This window comes from Salinimicrobium marinum (assembly GCF_014651535.1).
In the GTDB taxonomy this organism is placed as follows: domain Bacteria; phylum Bacteroidota; class Bacteroidia; order Flavobacteriales; family Flavobacteriaceae; genus Salinimicrobium; species Salinimicrobium marinum.
Map to the genome: position 1 here is coordinate 62,121 of NZ_BMXB01000012.1, position 17,575 is coordinate 79,695.

The following is a 17,575-nucleotide window of genomic DNA, read 5'->3' on the forward strand; positions in this document are numbered from 1 at the left end:
TACCTTTAGAGTCAGCTTTTTTTTGTTGCTGTAATTGCAGAAAAGTCAGTTTTAAACATCGATAAAAATATCATGAATTCCAGAAAAGATCAACTTAAGGCGATAGACAGATTATTAACTATAATGGATGAGCTGCGGGAACAATGCCCGTGGGATCGTAAGCAAACCATGACGTCTCTGCGACACCTTACCATTGAGGAAACTTATGAACTTGGCGATGCTATCCTGGAGAACGATCTTGATGAGGTTAAAAAGGAACTGGGGGATCTTTTGCTGCACATTGTTTTCTACGCTAAAATAGGCAGTGAAACCAACGATTTTGATATTGCCGATGTTGCGAACGGTATCTGTGACAAATTGATTAGCCGTCATCCCCATATATATAGTGATACTAAAGTGGAGAATGAGGAAGATGTAAAAAGAAACTGGGAGAACCTTAAACTCAAGGAAGGTAAAAAGAGCGTTCTGGAAGGAGTTCCTGCTTCTCTGCCTGCCTTGGTGAAAGCGAGCAGGATCCAGGAGAAAGTTGCCGGAGTCGGGTTTGACTGGGAAAAGCCCCAGCAGGTTATTGAAAAACTGAAAGAAGAACTCGAAGAATTTCAGCAGGAAGTAGATGCGGTAAATACAGACGAAATGGAAGCCGAATTTGGCGATGTTCTCTTCTCCATGATCAATTACGCCCGCTTCCTGAATATCAATCCTGAAAATGCCCTGGAGCGAACCAATAAGAAATTTATTACCCGATTTCAATATCTCGAGGAGAAAGCAAAAGAGCAGAAAAAAGAACTGAAAGATATGACCCTTGCCGAAATGGACATTTTCTGGGAAGAGGCGAAGTTGTTGTAATTATACAAGGCAAGTTAATTTATATCGTCAAGCTTAACTTGTTCAGCTTCTTCCGTGATCTACTTGAAAACGCTATTCAATAAGACCAGGAAAATTTTAAAACATTCGTGTATTTGTGGCTAAATTAATCACTTGCCATAAAGCATAAAAAAAGGTGCAGATTAAAATCCGCACCTTTCGTGTTTTACATTACATGGAATCTGAAGTCTAATACAGCGATTTTATCTTTTGAAGTTTTTCTTTCCAGATCTCCAGTTGCTCCTTATGTTTCCGGATGTTTTCATGCACTTCCTTCACTAAAGGATTGTCATCATCCACATTCGAAAAGAACTGCAGGTTATTTTCCAACTGCCTAATTTCAGCTTTCGTTTCTTCCACTTTTTTCGTCAGGAAGTAATGTTCGTTGTTGATTTTACGGTCATCATCTGCATCCTCTAAAGCCTGTACTTTATTCTCGTACTTAAGAAGCTCTGTCTGGGTTTTATCGATATCCAGTTTTTCAAAAGCCTGATCAAGGGCTTTATTAAATTTTCCTTCAATATACCGCTTACTGTGCGGTACCTTTCCATGATTTTTCCATTCTTCAATATAATTCTTGATCACCGGAAGATCCTTTTTTCTATCTCCTGAAAATTCCATGCTCTTTAAAGAATCAAGGAGCTGTTTCTTTTTATCAAAAGCTTCGGTTTCTTCCTTGTTTTCTTCATTTCTGGAGGCATGCAAACGATCAAAATAATGGTTACAGGCGTTTTTAAACTTCTTCCAGATCTTATCTGAATCTTTTCTTGGAACGTGCCCAATCTTCTTCCAGTCACTCTGAATTTTCTTCATGAGCGCTGTGGTTGCTTTAAAGTCTTCGCTGTCCTTATTGTCTTCAGCAATCTGTACTAACTCCAGTTTTTTCTCCAGGTTTTCATACTGTTCTTTTTTCTGGTCTTTGTAAAAACCATTCTTGTTCCGGTTAAAATTCCGTACTACTTCCTTGAATTTCTTCCAGGTTTTGTCATTTACAGCACGTGGCACTTTTCCGGCGTTGAAGAATTCTTCCCGAAGAGCTTCTACTTCTTTAATTTTTTGTTGCCATTGTTTATGAGAGGAATACTTCGTTTCGGCAATCTCTCTTATTTTCTCAATGATCTCCTCTTTCTTTTCGAGGTTCTTCTCGTATTCTTTTTCCTGCTGGGCGAAATATTCCTGTCGCTGGTCGTGGATCTTTTTGGTCGCGTCGCTAAACTTCTGCCAAATATCTTCTCTGTATTCCCTTTCTACAGGTCCCAGATCTTCTTTCCACATTTTGTGGAGCATCTGTAATTCCCTGAAAGCACGATTGGTGTCTTTTTCCTGGGTAAGTTCTTCGGCCCGGGAAATGATCTTTAATTTCTGTTCCAGGTTGTGCTTGAAATCAAGATCACGAAATTCCCTGTTGAGGTGCAAAAAGTCATAGAAATTCTCTACATGGTGATGATAGGTATTCCAAACAGTATTGTATTTGTCCCGTGGGATCGCACCTGCCGTTCTCCAGCGTTCCTGCAATTCTTTAAAGTGATTGTAGGTTGTGTTGATGTTTTCCTCAACATCAATTAGACCTTTTAGTTCTTCAATAATCTCAACCCGTTTCTCCAGGTTTTTGTTGAGGTCCTGTTTGAGTTGCTGATAGTATTTATTTCGCTTCTCTTTATAATCGAAGTAAACCGAATTAAACTGCTTTTTAAGAGGAGTAGAGTAGTGGAAGTCAATGATGTTTCCACCATCGGCAAGAAAATCTTCTTTCTTCTGCTCAACTTCCTCGTCAAATTTTGCGTTAAATTCCGCTCTTATTTCTTCTACGTGCTCTTTAATTGCCTGCACTTTCTCATTCTTCACCAGCTTCTCCAGCTCGTCTACAAGCTGTTCCTTGCTCATGGAATGATAATCTTTCCTGGCAATTCCATGACGTTCCCCGGCGCTTTCGTCCTCACTTTCTTCTGCTACAGAATCCTCAAGCTCACTTTGGGCATCTTTTGGTTTTGAAGTAGCATCTGCTTTCGGAGTATCTTCATCATCCTCATCATCAATTTCTGCTTCGGGAGAAATAGCACGTTCTGTCGCTCTTTTTTCTGCGGCTTTTGCCTCATCAACATAGGCATGACCCATATCTTCTTCATCTACCGCAGGTTTTGATTCCGATGATTTTCTGGTTTCCTCGCTCTTTTCTGAAGAGGTTTCAGGTTTATTCGGAGCATTTTCAGGAGAAGTGGATTTTTCTTCATTCTCGTGCATCTCAGCTTCGGCGGAATGGTCTCGTTGGGATTCTCTTATGGAAGTAGCATCAGCTTCATCTATCAGGGAATCACCTATATTTCTTTCTTTAGATCCTTCTGTTTCTTCTGAAGACACGTCTTTTGTTCCTTCAGTTTCAGAAGGCTTTTCAACAATATCTTCTGCCGGTTGAGTTGCTCCCGTATTCTCCTTTTCTTCCTTTTTGGGAAAGTTTTCGCGCTCATTTCGAGGGAGGTTGTTTTCTGGCTTTTTTTCGTAATCAGACATATCTTTCAATGTTAAATTTCTTCAATCAGTAATAGTTGTGAAAGATAATAACTCCCGTAAAACCTAACAAGGTTTTGTGCTTATTTGTAAAGAGCCGGAATGAAGTTAGAAAAGGGGCGAATTCCAGATTTCCCATGCCCGCTCTGCCTGTAGCTCTAACATCCTTAGTCCGTTAACCACTGTCGCGCCTTTTTCTGAAGCCAATTGCATTAACCTGGTTTCCGAAGGATTGTAAATAAGATCAAAGACTACCTGTCTTTCACTGATCAATTCTACTGGAACCGCCGGATATTCTGCTGTTTTTGGAGAGGTGCCCAAAGGTGTACAATTAACAATCACCTGGTGTTCCTGCATGATCTCTTCGGAAAGTTGTTCGTATGAAATACTCATTTCTGATGTTCTTCTGGAAACATACTGGTATTCAATATCCAGGCTTTTTAAACCATAGGCTACTGCTTTCGAAGCGCCTCCTGTCCCTAAAATCAGTGCTTTTTTATGGTGATTTTTTAAATAAGGTTTTATGGACTCTACAAATCCGAAGGAATCTGTATTAAAACCTTTTAAAGCGCCGTTTTCTGAAATTTTGATGGTGTTGACAGCACCAATTTCTGCAGCTGTGCGATCCAGTTCATTCAAAAAAGGAATGATCTGCTCTTTGTAAGGAATGGTCACATTTAAGCCTTTTAGGTCTTTGTTGTTTTCAATCACCTCACGTATTTTATATATTTCCTGGAGATCGAAATTTTCATAGGAAGCTTTTATTCCCAATTGTTCGAATTTTTTGCTGAAGTAACTTCTGGAAAATGAATAAGAGATGTTCATTCCCAGTAAACCATATTTATCCATAGATCTTTTTGTTTCGGTTTTCATACCAGGCAAGCCATATTACAATAAAAGCCCCTACGATAATGAACAGGATTGCCAGCCATGTGTTGGGATCGGATATGTGGGGGAGATAGCGGTCAAAATTGTCCACAATGGGATTTCCGCTCTGGTCGAGCACCATGCTTCCATCAGGATATCTCCGGAATTCTTCTTCCTTCCAGGGCCATACCACTCCCAGGGAGCCTGTAATGAATCCAATTATAACGGCAAAAGTGGCATTTTTGTAATGTTTCAGGACATATCCCAATACGTGTGATAAACTCACCAGCCCCGCGATAGATCCTATTGAAAATACCAGTAAGACCTTCAGCATTCTTAAACGTGCTTCATTATAAAGGAAAGAAAAATCAAGAAGGATAATTTCAGAAAGAGTATTGTAAAGCGCGTTTACCGAATCCACGAGTAGCAGCACATAATTTCCAAGCAAGATGAGAATAAAAGATCCCGATAATCCCGGCAATGTCATTCCTGAAACGCCAATGATTCCGCAGAGAAAAACAAACCATAAATTGTCATTCTCTTTGGCAGGTTCCAGCAAACTTATCGCAACCCCCGCAATAATTCCCAGGAGGGCAAAGCTGATATTCCTGCTGTTCCAGGCTTCGTAGTCTTTGCTAATATAATAAATGGAGCCTATGATCATTCCGAAGAAAGAGGACCAGACATAGAGTTCGAAATGTAAAATGAGATAATCGAGCAGCAGGGAAACGCTAAAATAGCTAATTACCATCCCCAGGATCAAGAGGCCGAGAAAGCGACCATTTATGTAATAATAGAGGCTTCTAAAACGCCCGTTAATAAGCAGTTTAAAGGAATTGTAGTTAATGCGTCTTAAAGAGAAAATAAATTCTTCATAAAAACCGGCTACGAAAGCAACGACACCGCCCGATACTCCGGGTACTTTATTTGCGGCACCCATGGCCAATCCTTTGAGGACCAGGAAAAGTTTGTCGCTAAGCGTTCGGGTTTGCTGCATTATCGCTTTCAGGTTTTTGTTCGGCAAGGCGCTCTAAGATAAGAATAAGCGCAAAACCGGCAAACATTAAAGCAAAGGCAAACCACATTTGGGATTCTCCTTCAAAATTCCACGGTAAAACAGATTCATCTCTTATTACTACCGATTTTTCTCCATACTCGGCTGTTTCCAGAACCTTCTTCCAGGGCCATATTTTATTCAGGGAACCGGCAATAAAGCCGGTAAGAATAGCCAGGGTGATGGTACTGTAATTTGCGAACAGCCATTTTAAAAGTCGGGAAAATGTCAGAAGCCCGAAAACAGCACCAACGCCAATAATTCCTAAAGTTTTGAGATCAAAATCATGTGTGGCTTCACTCACCGTTTTATATGCTCCTAAAAGTACCAGGATAAATGATCCCGAAATTCCCGGCAGGATCATGGCGCAAATTGCGATCGCACCTGCAAAAAACAGGAACAAATCACTGGATGCAGCGGCCATTGGAGGTAACGAAATAATATAAAAAGCAACTGCCGCACCAAGTACAAGCCAAAGGAAGATTTTTAAATTCCATTTTGGGATTTGTTTGGCGACATAAAAAATGCTTGCGAGCACTAATCCGAAGAAGAAGGACCAGATAAGGACAGGATGGTTTTCCAGCAGATAATTTGCCAGGCGCATCAGGGAGAAAAAGCTGATAAGGATTCCAGCAAAAAGAGCAAGAATGAAATTTCCGTTTAATGCTTTCCACATGGAAGCAAAACCTTCTTTTCGCCAAACTACCAGCAGCGAAATATTTACGCCGCTAATGGTATTGATCAACTCCTGATAAATTCCGGAGATAAAAGCTATGGTTCCTCCAGAGACTCCGGGCACCACATCTGCAGCGCCCATAGCCATTCCTTTTAAACCTATTGTGAAATAGTCTTTAATACTTCGTTGCATCCTGTTACTATGATTTGCGCACAAATCTAATAATTAACTGCATGCCTTTATATGGGAATTGATCTTATCTTTAATAGATTTTCGGGCAAACACCTTCGGGAAAAGCTCTTCGATAATGATATAATATTCACAATCAAGACTTAAGCCGTTCTCAAGGTGATAAAAACCTTTTTCCGCCTCCTGAAGTGTAAAGAACAATCCGGCAAGACGATAATCTATTTCAGCAGTTTCCGGATAAAATTCTGTTGCCTGCAACAAGTTCTGGACGGCAGCTTCATATTCACCCAGCCCCGTTAAAATATCACAGCGTCTAATCCAGGTTTCCAGCTCGTAATTGCCGAGTTCAAGGCTTCTTCGCAATCCTCTTTCAGCCTCTTCAAAATAGCTTAGCCTTTGATTGATTTTAGCGTAACGTTTCCAGTAAAGCACGTTTTCCTCATCAATATTGATCGCTTTGTTGATGTAATACAAAGCTTTGGAAAAATTCTGTTTTTTAATGAAGAAGTCGGTAATGGCAATCCAGCCCTTGTCAAGTAAAGGATCTTCGTGAACCGTTTGGCGGTAATGCTTTAAGGCTAGTTCATCTGCCCCAAGTTTTTCATAGCATTTTCCTATCCTCAGGTAAGCGAAGGAAGTTGGGTCTTCAAGCTCCAGGGTGATCTTGTAGTTTTCAATGGCTTCATTGTAGCGACCCATTTTCTCTAGCACTTTTCCTTTTTCAAGATAAGCACCAATGAAATAATCGTCACTAATTATAGCAAAATCAAATGCTGCAAGTGCCTTTTTATATTTTTTAAGGTCAAAATACTGTTTTCCCAGCTGGTGCCAGGCAACTTCAGAATATGGATTATTGTCGAGGAACCCATTAAGGTATTCGATTGCCTGCCCCTTTTGTTCCAAAAAGTCGAAACAGTACATCACATTGTACAGGGACGAATAATCTTCCTCGTCGGCCTCAAGACATTTCATGAAACTCTGCTTTGCATTCTCAAAATCTTCAAGGAAAAGATATTCCATTCCTAGAAGGGAATAAACATCTGCTTCATCCAGCGTGATTTCAAGTGCTTTTTCCAGCATTTCTATGGCTTCGCCGTGGAGATCTTTTTTTGAAAGAATGTTTGCTTTTTGGATATAAATCTCTTCGTTAGAAGTTTCCAGATCGTATATTTCATCGAGCAGACCATCGGCAAGATCAAGTTTATCTTCAAAAACCAGAATTTCTACCTTAAGAAGTTTAAGATTTGTGGAGCCGGGATGCTGAGTAAGACCCAGCTTTACGGCTTTTTTTGCCAATGCTATCTTCCCGTTTTCTAAATAGTAATGAATAATATTTTCGAATTCGTTCGAATCAAAGAACAAAACATCATTCGTTTTGAGCATGGATTCAAATCGGGTAAGAGAGAAATTGTTTTCTTCGTTATGACTTAATTGCATAAGCAAGGGGTTACTGATTTCTACAGTAATAAAGTTAAAAATGTTAAGCAGCAGATGTGGGATTAGATCTATTTGTTGTTAACAAAGTAATCAACAGCCTGACCTGCTACTGTAATTGATCCAATAGCTCAATAATTATGCCGCATCCTTCTTTAATTTCTTCTTCAGAAATAGTAAGGGGAGGAGAGATGCGTACGGCTCTTTTTTCGAATAGTAACCAGAACAGAATGAGGCCTTTTTCCTGTGCCTGTAAAACCAGTTGGTTGGCGATTTCTTCAGAATTTAGGATGGGTGCGAGCATTAAACCTTTACCGCGAATTTCCGAAATTAGTGGATGGACTAATAATTTTCTAAATAATTTTTCTTTCTGAAGACTGTCTGCAATTAAGTCAGTATCAGTGATTTCCTGCAATGTTGCCAGTGCCGCCGAAGCAATGACAGGATTCCCGCCAAAGGTGGTAATGTGTCCCATTTTTGGGTGGTCACTTAAGGAGTCCATCAATTTTTCGGAAGCAGTAAAAGCACCAATAGGTAACCCTCCTCCCATTCCTTTGCCCATGGCTACAATATCTGGGACTACATCAAAATGCTGAAATCCGAAAAGTTTTCCGGTACGCCCGAAGCCCGGCTGAATCTCATCTAGGATGAGTAGTGCACCAACTTCTTCGCACCTAATCTTCACCTTTTTAAGGTAGTTATTTTTTGGCAGAATGAATCCGGCACCTCCCTGTATGGTTTCCAGGATGACAGCGGCAGTTCTTTCGGTGATCTTTTCGAGATCTTCTTCCGAATTAAATTCAATAAAAGAAACATCTCCAATCAAAGGACGAAAGGGTTTCTGACGCTCCTCGTAGGTCATAAGGCTCAGAGAACCCATGGTGTTTCCATGATAGGCATTTCTGGCAGCAATAATCTCAGTTCTTCCCGTATATCTACGTGCAAGTTTTAAAGAGCCTTCAATGGCCTCGGTTCCGGAATTGGTCAAATAGGTTTTCTCCAGGGGATCCGGAAGATGTTCTGCCAACAGTTTGCTGAGTTGTACGGCAGGTGCCTGTGCATATTCTCCATACACCATTACGTGCAGATACTTATCCAGCTGATCTTTTATAGCCTGTACTACCCGGGGATGGCGATGTCCAAGACTACATGCCGAAACGCCTGCCACAAAATCCAGGTATTTTTTACCTTCCGTAGAGAAAATATAAGATCCTTCTGCATATGAAACTTCCACGGCAAGAGGATATGGCGAGGTTTGCGCCTGATATTTTAAAAAGTCGTTTTTCAAGATTTTTTACTGCTCCTGTATAATTTCGGGTGCTTCAGGCAGGTTTTCTTCAGGCAGCAGTTCCTGCTGCTGCGGAGAAATACTATCCTGTTCCCTGTTTCTAAGATCTGTGGGGCGTAATCGTGATTTTTCGTTAAGCAGAGGATCGTCTTCCTCCCGTTCCTCGAAAAACTCTCCTTCCTCTTCAGGTAATGGAATTCCCTGAATCAAGGGTAATTCAAGTGGAGGTTCCCCTGCAAAGAGGTCGTCCACCGAATGGAGCTGCTCTTCTCCCCGCCAGTTGAAGCCTTTAAACTCCCGGGCATTGGGTGGTAACTCTTCTTCAGGAAAAAGATTACCATCTATTTGCTTGAAATAATATATATCTGTAACAACCTGTTCCTCAAATAAAATTTTTATGGAACTAGATAAGGTTTTGTTGATCCCAATAAGATCTTTGGCCTCATTCCGCATATAATACATTGTTTCTGTATTCTTGAGAATGTCCACCTGATAAAGCTCATTATCCCGGAAAAGTCCGTAAAGTTCTTTTCCTTTTAACTGATTAAAGCCTTCTACACTGTCTTTCTGAATCATAAAGGCATTATCCCACACAATTAAAGAATCCAGCTTTTCAGTTTTTATGTCGTTAAGCAGGTGAATGGTGTCTCCGGTTAACTGATTATTTCCTGACCAGATTACAGGATTTCCCAGCATCTGAGTAAGGCCGGTACTTTGCTGTACGTGAATGGAATCACTTTTTCCACTCATGTCACTTTTGTAAAGCCGTACGTCATAGAACCCTCGAATAATCCTGTTCTCAGGTTTGCCGGTGACCATCAAGGTGTCACTGTGAATGTAAACTGAATCCTGTTCCTGTAAAGAAATGGCTACTGCCTTTTTTGTAATAAAAACTGAATCTTGTTCCCGGTAAACTTCTGCATAATGACCCCGGATAATGCTATTATTGATAGTATCGGTAACTTTTATATTATTAGTTCCTGAAGCAAAATTTGTATTCCGGTTAAAATAAAGGCTGTCTCCCTGTAAAATCCTGTTTTCGTAGTCGATTCTTGAGTTTTTTACAAAATATCCCGTATCACCACGGGTATCGTAAAATCCGCGTTCACAGTAGATCGTGCTGGTCTCGCTGGTAATTGTGGTGGGGCCGTAGAAAAATACATTTCCGGTTTCTGAGAAAAAATCCAGCTGAGCAGAGTTGATCACATATTCCGGATTGGTCAACACTACATCTGAAGAAAAAGAATATTTTTGATCTTCCAGAAAGTAGCGTCCCACCTGACTTTTAAGTACACTGGCAGTATCTCGAACCGTACCACCGCTGCGGTAATAGGCCTGCTGTTTTACACGGTCGAAGAACAAAGTGTCAGATGTCAGGGAAGTCTGAGGATTCCTCATGTTGACATTACCGCTGGCAAAGGCAAACTGGGTGTTTCCATTGTACTCGGCATACCGGCTTGTCATGGTGACGGTATCTCCCTGCTTCATTCTTACATTTCCGAAGGCTTTAAAGAAATTCTCCTCATCATAATGTATGGCCTGGTCACACCAGACTTCTATTCCTTCGTGTGTAAAATGCACCTGATTATTGACCTTTGTCAAGATCAATGCGCCGGGATACTTCTGGTCATCCCGTGAAAACCGGTCGCTTTCATATTGTATTTCCCTTCCTTCCTGCGCCATGGAAGAAAATCCCGAGACAAGTAGAATGAAAAATAGAGTAATAAATGGAACCTGTTTCAAGTAACTGAATTTTGGTATCAAAAATAGCGAATTATTAAAGATAAGATAATTTCAACTGCTGAATAATTTCATTATCCAAACTCATGCCGCGAATGGTGAAAAGTAAAAAGGTGTTGATCAAATCAACACCTTTTAAATCTGTATAACAGGATAAGTTATCTGTTAATCGTTTGCAGGCGATCGGGCCCAACAGAAACTACTTTTATTGGAATTTCAAGTTCTTTTTCGATAAAGGCAATGTACTCATCCAGTTCCTTAGGAAATTCTGAAACTTTGCTGATTTTCGTAATATCTTCTTTCCAGCCTTTAAAATCAGTGTAAACCGGTGTGACATTGTTAGCTTCGATATTGTACGGCAGGTGCTGAATTTCTTTCCCCTGGTAATTGTAGGAAGTACAAACTTTTAAGGTTTCAAATCCGCTTAAAACATCAGCTTTCATCATAATAAGCTGAGTTACTCCGCTTACGTGAACAGCATATTTTAATGCAACGAGGTCTAGCCAGCCGCAACGACGTGGTCTTCCCGTGGTGGCACCAAATTCATTTCCTACGCGTCCCATGGTTTCTCCATCTTCATCAAAAAGTTCGGTAGGGAAGGGGCCGCTTCCAACTCTTGTTGTGTAAGCTTTAAATACTCCGTAGACTTCCCCAATATGTCCGGGCGCAACTCCAAGTCCGGTGCAGGCTCCTGCAGCTGTAGTATTAGAAGAGGTTACGAAAGGATAAGTTCCGAAGTCTATATCCAGTAAGGAACCCTGAGCGCCTTCAGCTAGAATGGTTTTTCCTTCTTTCTGCGCCTGATACAGGTATTCTTCGCTATCGATGAACTGCAGACTTTTTAAAACATCTACGGCTTTGAAAAATTCTGCTTCCAGTTCAGAAAGATTATATTGGATATCCACATTATAAAATGTGATCATGGCTTCATGCTTATCTGCAAGTGCACGATATTTCTCTTTCCAGTCACTAAGTTCAAGATCTCCCACGCGAATTCCGTTTCGGCCGGTCTTGTCCATATAAGTTGGGCCAATTCCTTTTAGAGTAGATCCGATTTTAGCTTTGCCTTTTGCAGCTTCACTGGCAGCATCTAGTAACCGGTGTGTAGGTAAAATAAGATGGGCTTTTCTGGAAATTAGGAGTTTGGATTTATAATCAAGATCAAACTTTTCTAAATTATCCAGTTCTTTTTTAAAGATCACAGGGTCAATCACCACTCCGTTACCTACCAGGTTAAGGGCATTATCGTGAAAAATTCCCGATGGGATCGTGTGCAATACGTGTTTGATGCCATCAAATTCCAAAGTGTGACCTGCATTTGGGCCTCCCTGGAAGCGCGCAATGATATTATACTTTGAGGTAAGAACATCTACAATTTTGCCTTTTCCTTCATCACCCCATTGTAAACCAAGTAGTAAATCTACTGCCATAAAAATTTAAATTATTCTGTTTCGGTATTGGTTTCGGTTGCTTTTTTGTTGCCGTAAAAATAGAGAGAATGTTTGGTAATTTCTATACCAAAAACTTCTTCAATTGTTTGTTTAATTGTGTGGATTCTGGGATCACAAAACTCTATCACTTCCCCGGTATCGGTGAGAATAATATGGTCGTGATTTTTGTCGAAATAAGATTTTTCGTACTGTGCCTGGTTCTGGCCAAACTGGTGCTTGCGTACCAAAGCGCATTCCAGCAGTAATTCAATGGTATTGTATAAAGTCGCGCGGCTAACACGGTACTTTTTATTTTTCATTTTGATGTAGAGGGATTCTATATCAAAATGATCTTCACTGTTATATATCTCCTGAAGAATGGCGAAGCGCTCGGGAGTTTTCCGGTGGCCCTTCTCTTCCAGGAACTTAGTGAAAACATTCTTTACTATTGCCTGATCGTTCTTATTTGCTACTTTTTTGCTCATATTTCTGGTTGCAAAGGTATAAGATTATTCACGTGTCACCTTATCTATACCGTTTATTTTTTTCAGGTGTTCCATTAACTTCTTCAAAATGGTATTGTTCTTTACAATCACCGTAATTTTTCCTGTAAAAACTCCGTCTGTACTGTCAAAATTAATATTTCTAATGTTGACATTCATGTTGTTGGAGATCTCCTTTGTAACATCATTTACCAATCCCAGATTATCGATTCCCTGAAGTTTTATCACTGCTTTGAATTCTTCCTGCGAGGAATCTTTCCATTTTGCCTGGATGATCCTGTAGGCAAAATTACTTTGCAGCTGGATGGCATTGGGGCAGTCTTTTTTATGGACTTTTATCCCTTCGCTCACCGTTACAAATCCAAAAACACTATCTCCCGGAATTGGGTTACAGCAGTTGGCGAGCTTGTAATCCAGCACATCTTCTTCCTTCCCGAAAACTAGCTGATCATATTTTACCGTGATCTCGTCCCGGTCAATATCTTCAACTTTCGGGGATTTCTTGATCTTACTTTTAAAGAAACTTACTAGCGCATTGCTCCTTGAGGCAGCGTATTCCTTTAGCTTAATGTTGTCAATAATTCCCATTCCAACCCTGTAGAAGAGATCCTGACTCGTTTTGAGCTTAAAGAAAACCACCAGCTCATTCACGGTTTTTTCATTAAACGGAATCTTTTGCGCTCTTAATTTCCTTGTAAGGATTACTTTTCCTTCTTCGGCGATCATTTTCTTTTCCTCTTTTAAGGAGGCTTTGATCTTTGCGCGGGCACGTGCTGTGGTGGCATAATCCAGCCAGTTGGAATTAGGCCGGGCTTTTTCTGAAGTTATTACTTCCACCTGATCCCCGCTGTTAAGTACATGACTTAACGGAACCAGTTTACCGTTCACTCTTGCCCCGCGGGTATGATATCCAATTTCGGTATGAATACTGAAAGCAAAATCTAGCGGAGTTGCCCCTTTTGGTAAGGATTTCAGGTCTCCCTGGGGTGTAAACACGAAAATTTCCTTGGAATAAAGGTTCAGTTTGAACTGCTCAACAAAGTCTACCGCGTTTCCTTCCGGATTTTCAAGTGCTTCCTGAAGCCTTGACACCCACTCCTCAAGGCCATCTTCTTCATTGCCTTGTTTGTATTTGTAATGTGCGGCATAGCCCTTTTCTGCTATTTCATTCATTCGTTCACTTCGGATCTGCACTTCCACCCATCGGCCTTTTGGCCCCATCACGGTGATGTGCAGGGCTTCGTATCCGGTGGATTTTGGAGAAGAGATCCAGTCTCTTAAGCGGGTGGGGTTTGGCCGGAAATGATCTGTAACCACAGAATAGATCTTCCAGGCAAGGAATTTTTCGTTCGCAGTATGGGTTTTGTATATGATCCTGACAGCAAATTTATCGTAGACTTCATCAAAACTCACATTCTGATTTTTCATTTTCCGACGGATCGAATAAATGGACTTAGGTCGGCCTTTGATCTCGTATTCTATTCCTTCTTGATCCAGTGAATTCTGAATCACTTTAGTGAATTCTGAAATGTATCTGTCCTGCTCTTCCTTGCTTTCCCTTATCTTGGTGAGTATGTCATTATACACATCAGGTTCGGTATATTTCAGCCCCAGGTCTTCCAGGTCATTTTTAATGTTGTAAAGACCAATCCGGTGGGCGAGGGGTGCGTAAATGTACAGGGTTTCAGAAGCTATTTTTTCCTGTTTATCCGCACGCATGGCATCCATCGTCTGCATGTTGTGCAGCCTGTCTGCAATCTTGATAATGATAACCCTAACGTCATCATTGAGGGTAAGAAGCATTTTCCTGAAGTTCTCGGCTTGAAGGGATACATCTTTATCCTTTTTAAGGTGAGATATTTTGGTGAGACCATCGACAATTTTCGCCACGGTTTTCCCAAACATTTCCTCAATATCTTCCAGGGTGTATTTGGTGTCTTCCACCACATCGTGCAATAAAGCAGCAGCAATACAGGTAGCATCCAGTCCAATTTCTGAAGCTACAATTTTTGCCACGGCAATGGGATGGAAAATATATGCTTCCCCAGATTTACGGCGCTGGTCACTGTGGGCATCCACAGCCGTGTCAAACGCCTTTCTTATCAACTTCTTATCTTCGTCGGAAAGAGTTTGGTAACTTATACGCAACAATTCCTTATATTGCTGGGCAATTTCCTTATTTTCCTTATCTATAGCGGCTTCCGTCATCATAAAATAAATGTACAATTAAGATACAAAAGAAACAACATATATTACTGGTGTAAATTCCTTATTCGCTTATACAGCGGCGGGTGAGAGTAATGTACAAAAACATAAGCAGGGTGTGGTGTCAAATTACTCAAACTATTTTTTGTCAGTTTTTTTAACCCTGTTATCAAAGGTGCTGCTTTGTAGGTGGTCTTTGCAAAATTATCTGCCTGGTATTCAAATTTTCTGGATAGGTAATTCATTAGTAATCCCGTTACTTCTGAAATTGGGCTGTACAAAATACCGAAGGCTATCAATCCAATATGAAAGCTTGGTTGCTCCACGCCAAGGGCTTGCGACAGCACCGGACAACCTACAAATAGCGACAGCAGCCAAAGGGTGAATCCGGTAATGATTATGCTAGAGATCAAGTTTATGAGGATATGGTTTTTCCTGTAGTGTCCAACTTCATGGGCCAGAACCCCTACAATTTCCTCGTCTTCAAGATCATTGATCAGCGTGTCATACAGAGTGACCCTTTTTTCATTTCCGAAGCCCGAAAAATAAGCATTTGCTTTGGTGCTTCTTTTGGAGCCATCTATCACGAAGATCTTTTCTAGGTTAAATCCTTCTTTTTGAGCGTATTCTTCAATTTTTGTTCGCAAGGAACCTTCAGGTAAAGGGGTTTGTTTGTTAAACAACGGCACGATCAGTCGGGCGTAGAACATATTCAAGAAAATACTGAAAACTGCCACGAGTATCCACGCATACCACCAGAAGCTGTCACCTGCAATCTGGTAAAACCAGATGATCAATGCAAGGACACCTCCGCCCAGAAAGATCATCATTCCCCAGCCTTTCAGCTTATCAAGAAAATAAGTTTTTTTGGTGGTTTTATTGAATCCGAATTTCTCCTCAATCACAAAGGTGCTGTAATACGAAAAAGGGAGGGAGAGGATATCGCTTGCCAGCATGATCATTCCGAAGAAAACCAACCCAATAAGGATTGGATTGTCAAACCAGCTTCGGGCAATAGAATCCACATAATCAAATCCGTTTAAAAACAGAAAGACCAGCAGGAGCGCAACTGAAAAAGAAGAGGAAATCACTCCGAATTTATGTCGGTTTTTCTTGTACTGTTGGGACTTTTCGTATTCATCTTTGTTAAAAACATCTTTGAGAGATGCAGGAACAGGATCATCAAAATGCCGGGCATTAAGCGTATCCAGAATTTGATCTACAATAAAATCAATAACGATAAAGGCTACAATGATGTAGAAAAGGGTGTTTGGGGACATTTTTTACAATTTACCGACAAGGTTACTGGAAATTCCGCTGACGTTTAGCCTCAAAAATAAGGATTCCTGCGGCAACCGACACATTCATAGAATCTATTTCCCCCTGCATGGGAATTATGATATTCTGAGTCGTATTTTCAAGCCATTCCTTACTAAGTCCGGTGGCTTCGGTGCCTACCACCAGGGCGCTGGATTGTGTAAAATCTATGGTGTGGTAAGGAACCGAGGCTTGTAAAGCAGCTCCAAAAATATTGATTTTCCGTTCCTTTAAAAAGGCGATAATTTCTGAAGTTCCTGCAGTGGCGATCTGGTTGGTGAAAACACAACCAACACTGGACCTGATGATATTCGGATTGAACATATCGGTTTTTGGATTGGCAATTAACACTGCATCGGCTTTGGCAGCATCGGCCGTCCGCAGTAAAGCCCCAATATTTCCGGGTTTTTCGGGAGCTTCGGCTATCAGGATCAGTGGATTTTTGGTTTTCAGGTTAAGATCCTTCAGGCTGAGTTCTTTTCCTGCGGCGACCGCAATAACCCCTTCGGTGCTTCCGCGGTAGGCTATCTTATGGTAGACTTCGGTGGAAATTTCTATCAATGAAATTTCAGAAATACTGTTTTTCAGAAGATCTGAGATTTTATCTTCTGAAAAAAGTTCCGGAGAAAAATATATCTCATTCACCTGATAGCCTCCCTTGAAGGCAAGACGAATCTCCCGGATGCCTTCAATGACAAACTGATTTTCCTTTCTTCTGGTCCTGGATTTTTCCTGAAGCTGAAGTATTTTTTTTACTGCCTGATTGTGTGGGCTGGTGATTTGTTTCTGCATGTGGCAAAGATAGGAAAGTAGCTCCTGTAATGGAAGATTAGGCCTAACCTGAAGTTAAGAAGGGTTAAATTTTATTAAAATTGAGGTGCTAAGAACCTGAGAGTGCCAAAAAACTTTCGGGGAAGGTCTAAAAAGAGTATTTTGTAAAAAGTAGATAAATTCAGAAAAAATGAAAACAAAACAGACAAAGAAAAAATCATTACCGGTAAAGGATGCCTTTAAAATCCTCACGTTCATTTTTGCAGCTATTATGATTAGTTCCTGCTCAAATAAGTATGTATTTCCCACTTCACAAGTATTGCCTGCAGCCGAGGCAGAGGTGAAAATTGATAGAAACAAGAGCAACAATTATGAAATTGAACTTGAAATAAATAATATGGCCAGCCCTAAAAGGTTAACTCCCGCCAGAAGTCATTATGTGGCGTGGATGGAGACCGAAAATCATGGCACCGTAAACCTGGGGAATCTAAGGATTAGCAGTAAAAACAAAGCTGAACTAACGACAATGACCCCTTATAAACCTTTAAAAATCTTTATTACTGCAGAAGACAGCCAGAATATTATGCGGCCTTCTACACAGGTCGTCTTATCAAGAGATGTGGATGTAGATTAAGCTAAACTGGTTTATGCTAAAAAGAAGAGACTGTCTGAAAAGCTCTTAATTCGTCATTCTGAATTAATTTCAGAATCATTATTGTAGTGATTCCAGGT

General features: G+C 40.7%; 14 protein-coding genes. 2 read left to right on the forward strand and 12 right to left on the reverse strand.

Annotated features, from left to right (window positions below; all coding sequences use genetic code 11):
• Positions 1 to 72 precede the first annotated feature (72 nt).
• On the forward strand, positions 73 to 846 hold the full coding sequence (gene mazG, locus IE056_RS13525; RefSeq protein WP_189605251.1) for a nucleoside triphosphate pyrophosphohydrolase: 774 nt from the start codon (positions 73 to 75) through the stop codon (positions 844 to 846).
• 207 nt (positions 847 to 1,053) lie between these two features.
• Here mazG and IE056_RS13530 read toward each other — a convergent pair whose 3' ends face one another.
• From IE056_RS13530 to IE056_RS13585, 12 genes are all read right to left on the reverse strand, one after another.
• Positions 1,054 to 3,372, reverse strand: a complete 2,319-nt coding sequence (locus tag IE056_RS13530; protein ID WP_189605252.1) for a DUF349 domain-containing protein — start codon at positions 3,370 to 3,372, stop codon at positions 1,054 to 1,056.
• A 105-nt stretch (positions 3,373 to 3,477) separates the two neighbouring features.
• Entirely contained in the window at positions 3,478 to 4,218 is a 741-nt protein-coding gene (locus IE056_RS13535; RefSeq protein ID WP_189605253.1) for a shikimate dehydrogenase family protein, read from the reverse strand.
• A complete protein-coding gene (locus tag IE056_RS13540; RefSeq protein ID WP_189605254.1) occupies positions 4,211 to 5,233 on the reverse strand; it encodes a DUF368 domain-containing protein in 1,023 nt (340 codons plus the stop codon). Before IE056_RS13540 ends, IE056_RS13535 begins: the two co-directional genes overlap by 8 nt.
• A complete protein-coding gene (locus tag IE056_RS13545; protein WP_189605255.1) occupies positions 5,211 to 6,158 on the reverse strand; it encodes a DUF368 domain-containing protein in 948 nt (315 codons plus the stop codon). Before IE056_RS13545 ends, IE056_RS13540 begins: the two co-directional genes overlap by 23 nt.
• Positions 6,159 to 6,191: 33 nt before the next feature.
• Positions 6,192 to 7,592, reverse strand: coding sequence for a tetratricopeptide repeat protein (locus IE056_RS13550; protein WP_189605256.1), 1,401 nt, complete (start codon positions 7,590 to 7,592; stop codon positions 6,192 to 6,194).
• Positions 7,593 to 7,698: 106 nt separating this feature from the next.
• Complete coding sequence (locus IE056_RS13555; RefSeq protein WP_189605257.1) at positions 7,699 to 8,877, reverse strand: aspartate aminotransferase family protein; 1,179 nt, start codon at positions 8,875 to 8,877, stop codon at positions 7,699 to 7,701.
• Positions 8,878 to 8,883: 6 nt separating this feature from the next.
• On the reverse strand, positions 8,884 to 10,560 hold the full coding sequence (locus tag IE056_RS13560) for an OstA-like protein (protein ID WP_189605306.1): 1,677 nt from the start codon (positions 10,558 to 10,560) through the stop codon (positions 8,884 to 8,886).
• A gap of 215 nt (positions 10,561 to 10,775) precedes the next feature.
• A complete protein-coding gene (locus IE056_RS13565; protein ID WP_189605258.1) occupies positions 10,776 to 12,047 on the reverse strand; it encodes an adenylosuccinate synthase in 1,272 nt (423 codons plus the stop codon).
• An 11-nt stretch (positions 12,048 to 12,058) separates the two neighbouring features.
• On the reverse strand, positions 12,059 to 12,532 hold the full coding sequence (locus IE056_RS13570) for a Fur family transcriptional regulator (protein ID WP_189605259.1): 474 nt from the start codon (positions 12,530 to 12,532) through the stop codon (positions 12,059 to 12,061).
• Between the two features lie 24 nt (positions 12,533 to 12,556).
• Positions 12,557 to 14,758 carry a RelA/SpoT family protein gene (locus tag IE056_RS13575; RefSeq protein ID WP_189605307.1) on the reverse strand — a complete coding sequence of 734 codons (2,202 nt, stop codon included), beginning with the start codon at positions 14,756 to 14,758 and terminating at the stop codon, positions 12,557 to 12,559.
• Between the two features lie 44 nt (positions 14,759 to 14,802).
• A complete protein-coding gene (locus tag IE056_RS13580; protein ID WP_189605260.1) occupies positions 14,803 to 16,035 on the reverse strand; it encodes a M48 family metallopeptidase in 1,233 nt (410 codons plus the stop codon).
• Between the two features lie 22 nt (positions 16,036 to 16,057).
• Positions 16,058 to 16,864, reverse strand: a complete 807-nt coding sequence (locus IE056_RS13585) for a TrmH family RNA methyltransferase (protein ID WP_189605261.1) — start codon at positions 16,862 to 16,864, stop codon at positions 16,058 to 16,060.
• Positions 16,865 to 17,033: 169 nt separating this feature from the next.
• Between IE056_RS13585 and IE056_RS13590 the strand changes: the two genes are divergently transcribed.
• Positions 17,034 to 17,477, forward strand: coding sequence for a hypothetical protein (locus tag IE056_RS13590; protein WP_229793768.1), 444 nt, complete (start codon positions 17,034 to 17,036; stop codon positions 17,475 to 17,477).
• Positions 17,478 to 17,575 lie beyond the last annotated feature (98 nt).

Bases quoted from the DNA above. Each gene is read 5' to 3' on its own strand.
- IE056_RS13530 (WP_189605252.1), bottom strand. From the start codon at position 3,372: ATGTCTGATTACGAAAAAAAGCCAGAAAACAACCTCCCTCGAAATGAG.
- IE056_RS13585 (WP_189605261.1), bottom strand. From the start codon at position 16,864: ATGCAGAAACAAATCACCAGCCCACACAATCAGGCAGTAAAAAAAATA.
- IE056_RS13590 (WP_229793768.1), top strand. From the start codon at position 17,034: ATGAAAACAAAACAGACAAAGAAAAAATCATTACCGGTAAAGGATGCC.
- IE056_RS13575 (WP_189605307.1), bottom strand. From the start codon at position 14,758: ATGACGGAAGCCGCTATAGATAAGGAAAATAAGGAAATTGCCCAGCAA.
- IE056_RS13580 (WP_189605260.1), bottom strand. From the start codon at position 16,035: ATGTCCCCAAACACCCTTTTCTACATCATTGTAGCCTTTATCGTTATT.
- IE056_RS13535 (WP_189605253.1), bottom strand. From the start codon at position 4,218: ATGGATAAATATGGTTTACTGGGAATGAACATCTCTTATTCATTTTCC.
- IE056_RS13545 (WP_189605255.1), bottom strand. From the start codon at position 6,158: ATGCAACGAAGTATTAAAGACTATTTCACAATAGGTTTAAAAGGAATG.
- IE056_RS13565 (WP_189605258.1), bottom strand. From the start codon at position 12,047: ATGGCAGTAGATTTACTACTTGGTTTACAATGGGGTGATGAAGGAAAA.
- IE056_RS13570 (WP_189605259.1), bottom strand. From the start codon at position 12,532: ATGAGCAAAAAAGTAGCAAATAAGAACGATCAGGCAATAGTAAAGAAT.
- mazG (WP_189605251.1), top strand. From the start codon at position 73: ATGAATTCCAGAAAAGATCAACTTAAGGCGATAGACAGATTATTAACT.
- IE056_RS13560 (WP_189605306.1), bottom strand. From the start codon at position 10,560: ATGGCGCAGGAAGGAAGGGAAATACAATATGAAAGCGACCGGTTTTCA.
- IE056_RS13540 (WP_189605254.1), bottom strand. From the start codon at position 5,233: ATGCAGCAAACCCGAACGCTTAGCGACAAACTTTTCCTGGTCCTCAAA.
- IE056_RS13550 (WP_189605256.1), bottom strand. From the start codon at position 7,592: ATGCAATTAAGTCATAACGAAGAAAACAATTTCTCTCTTACCCGATTT.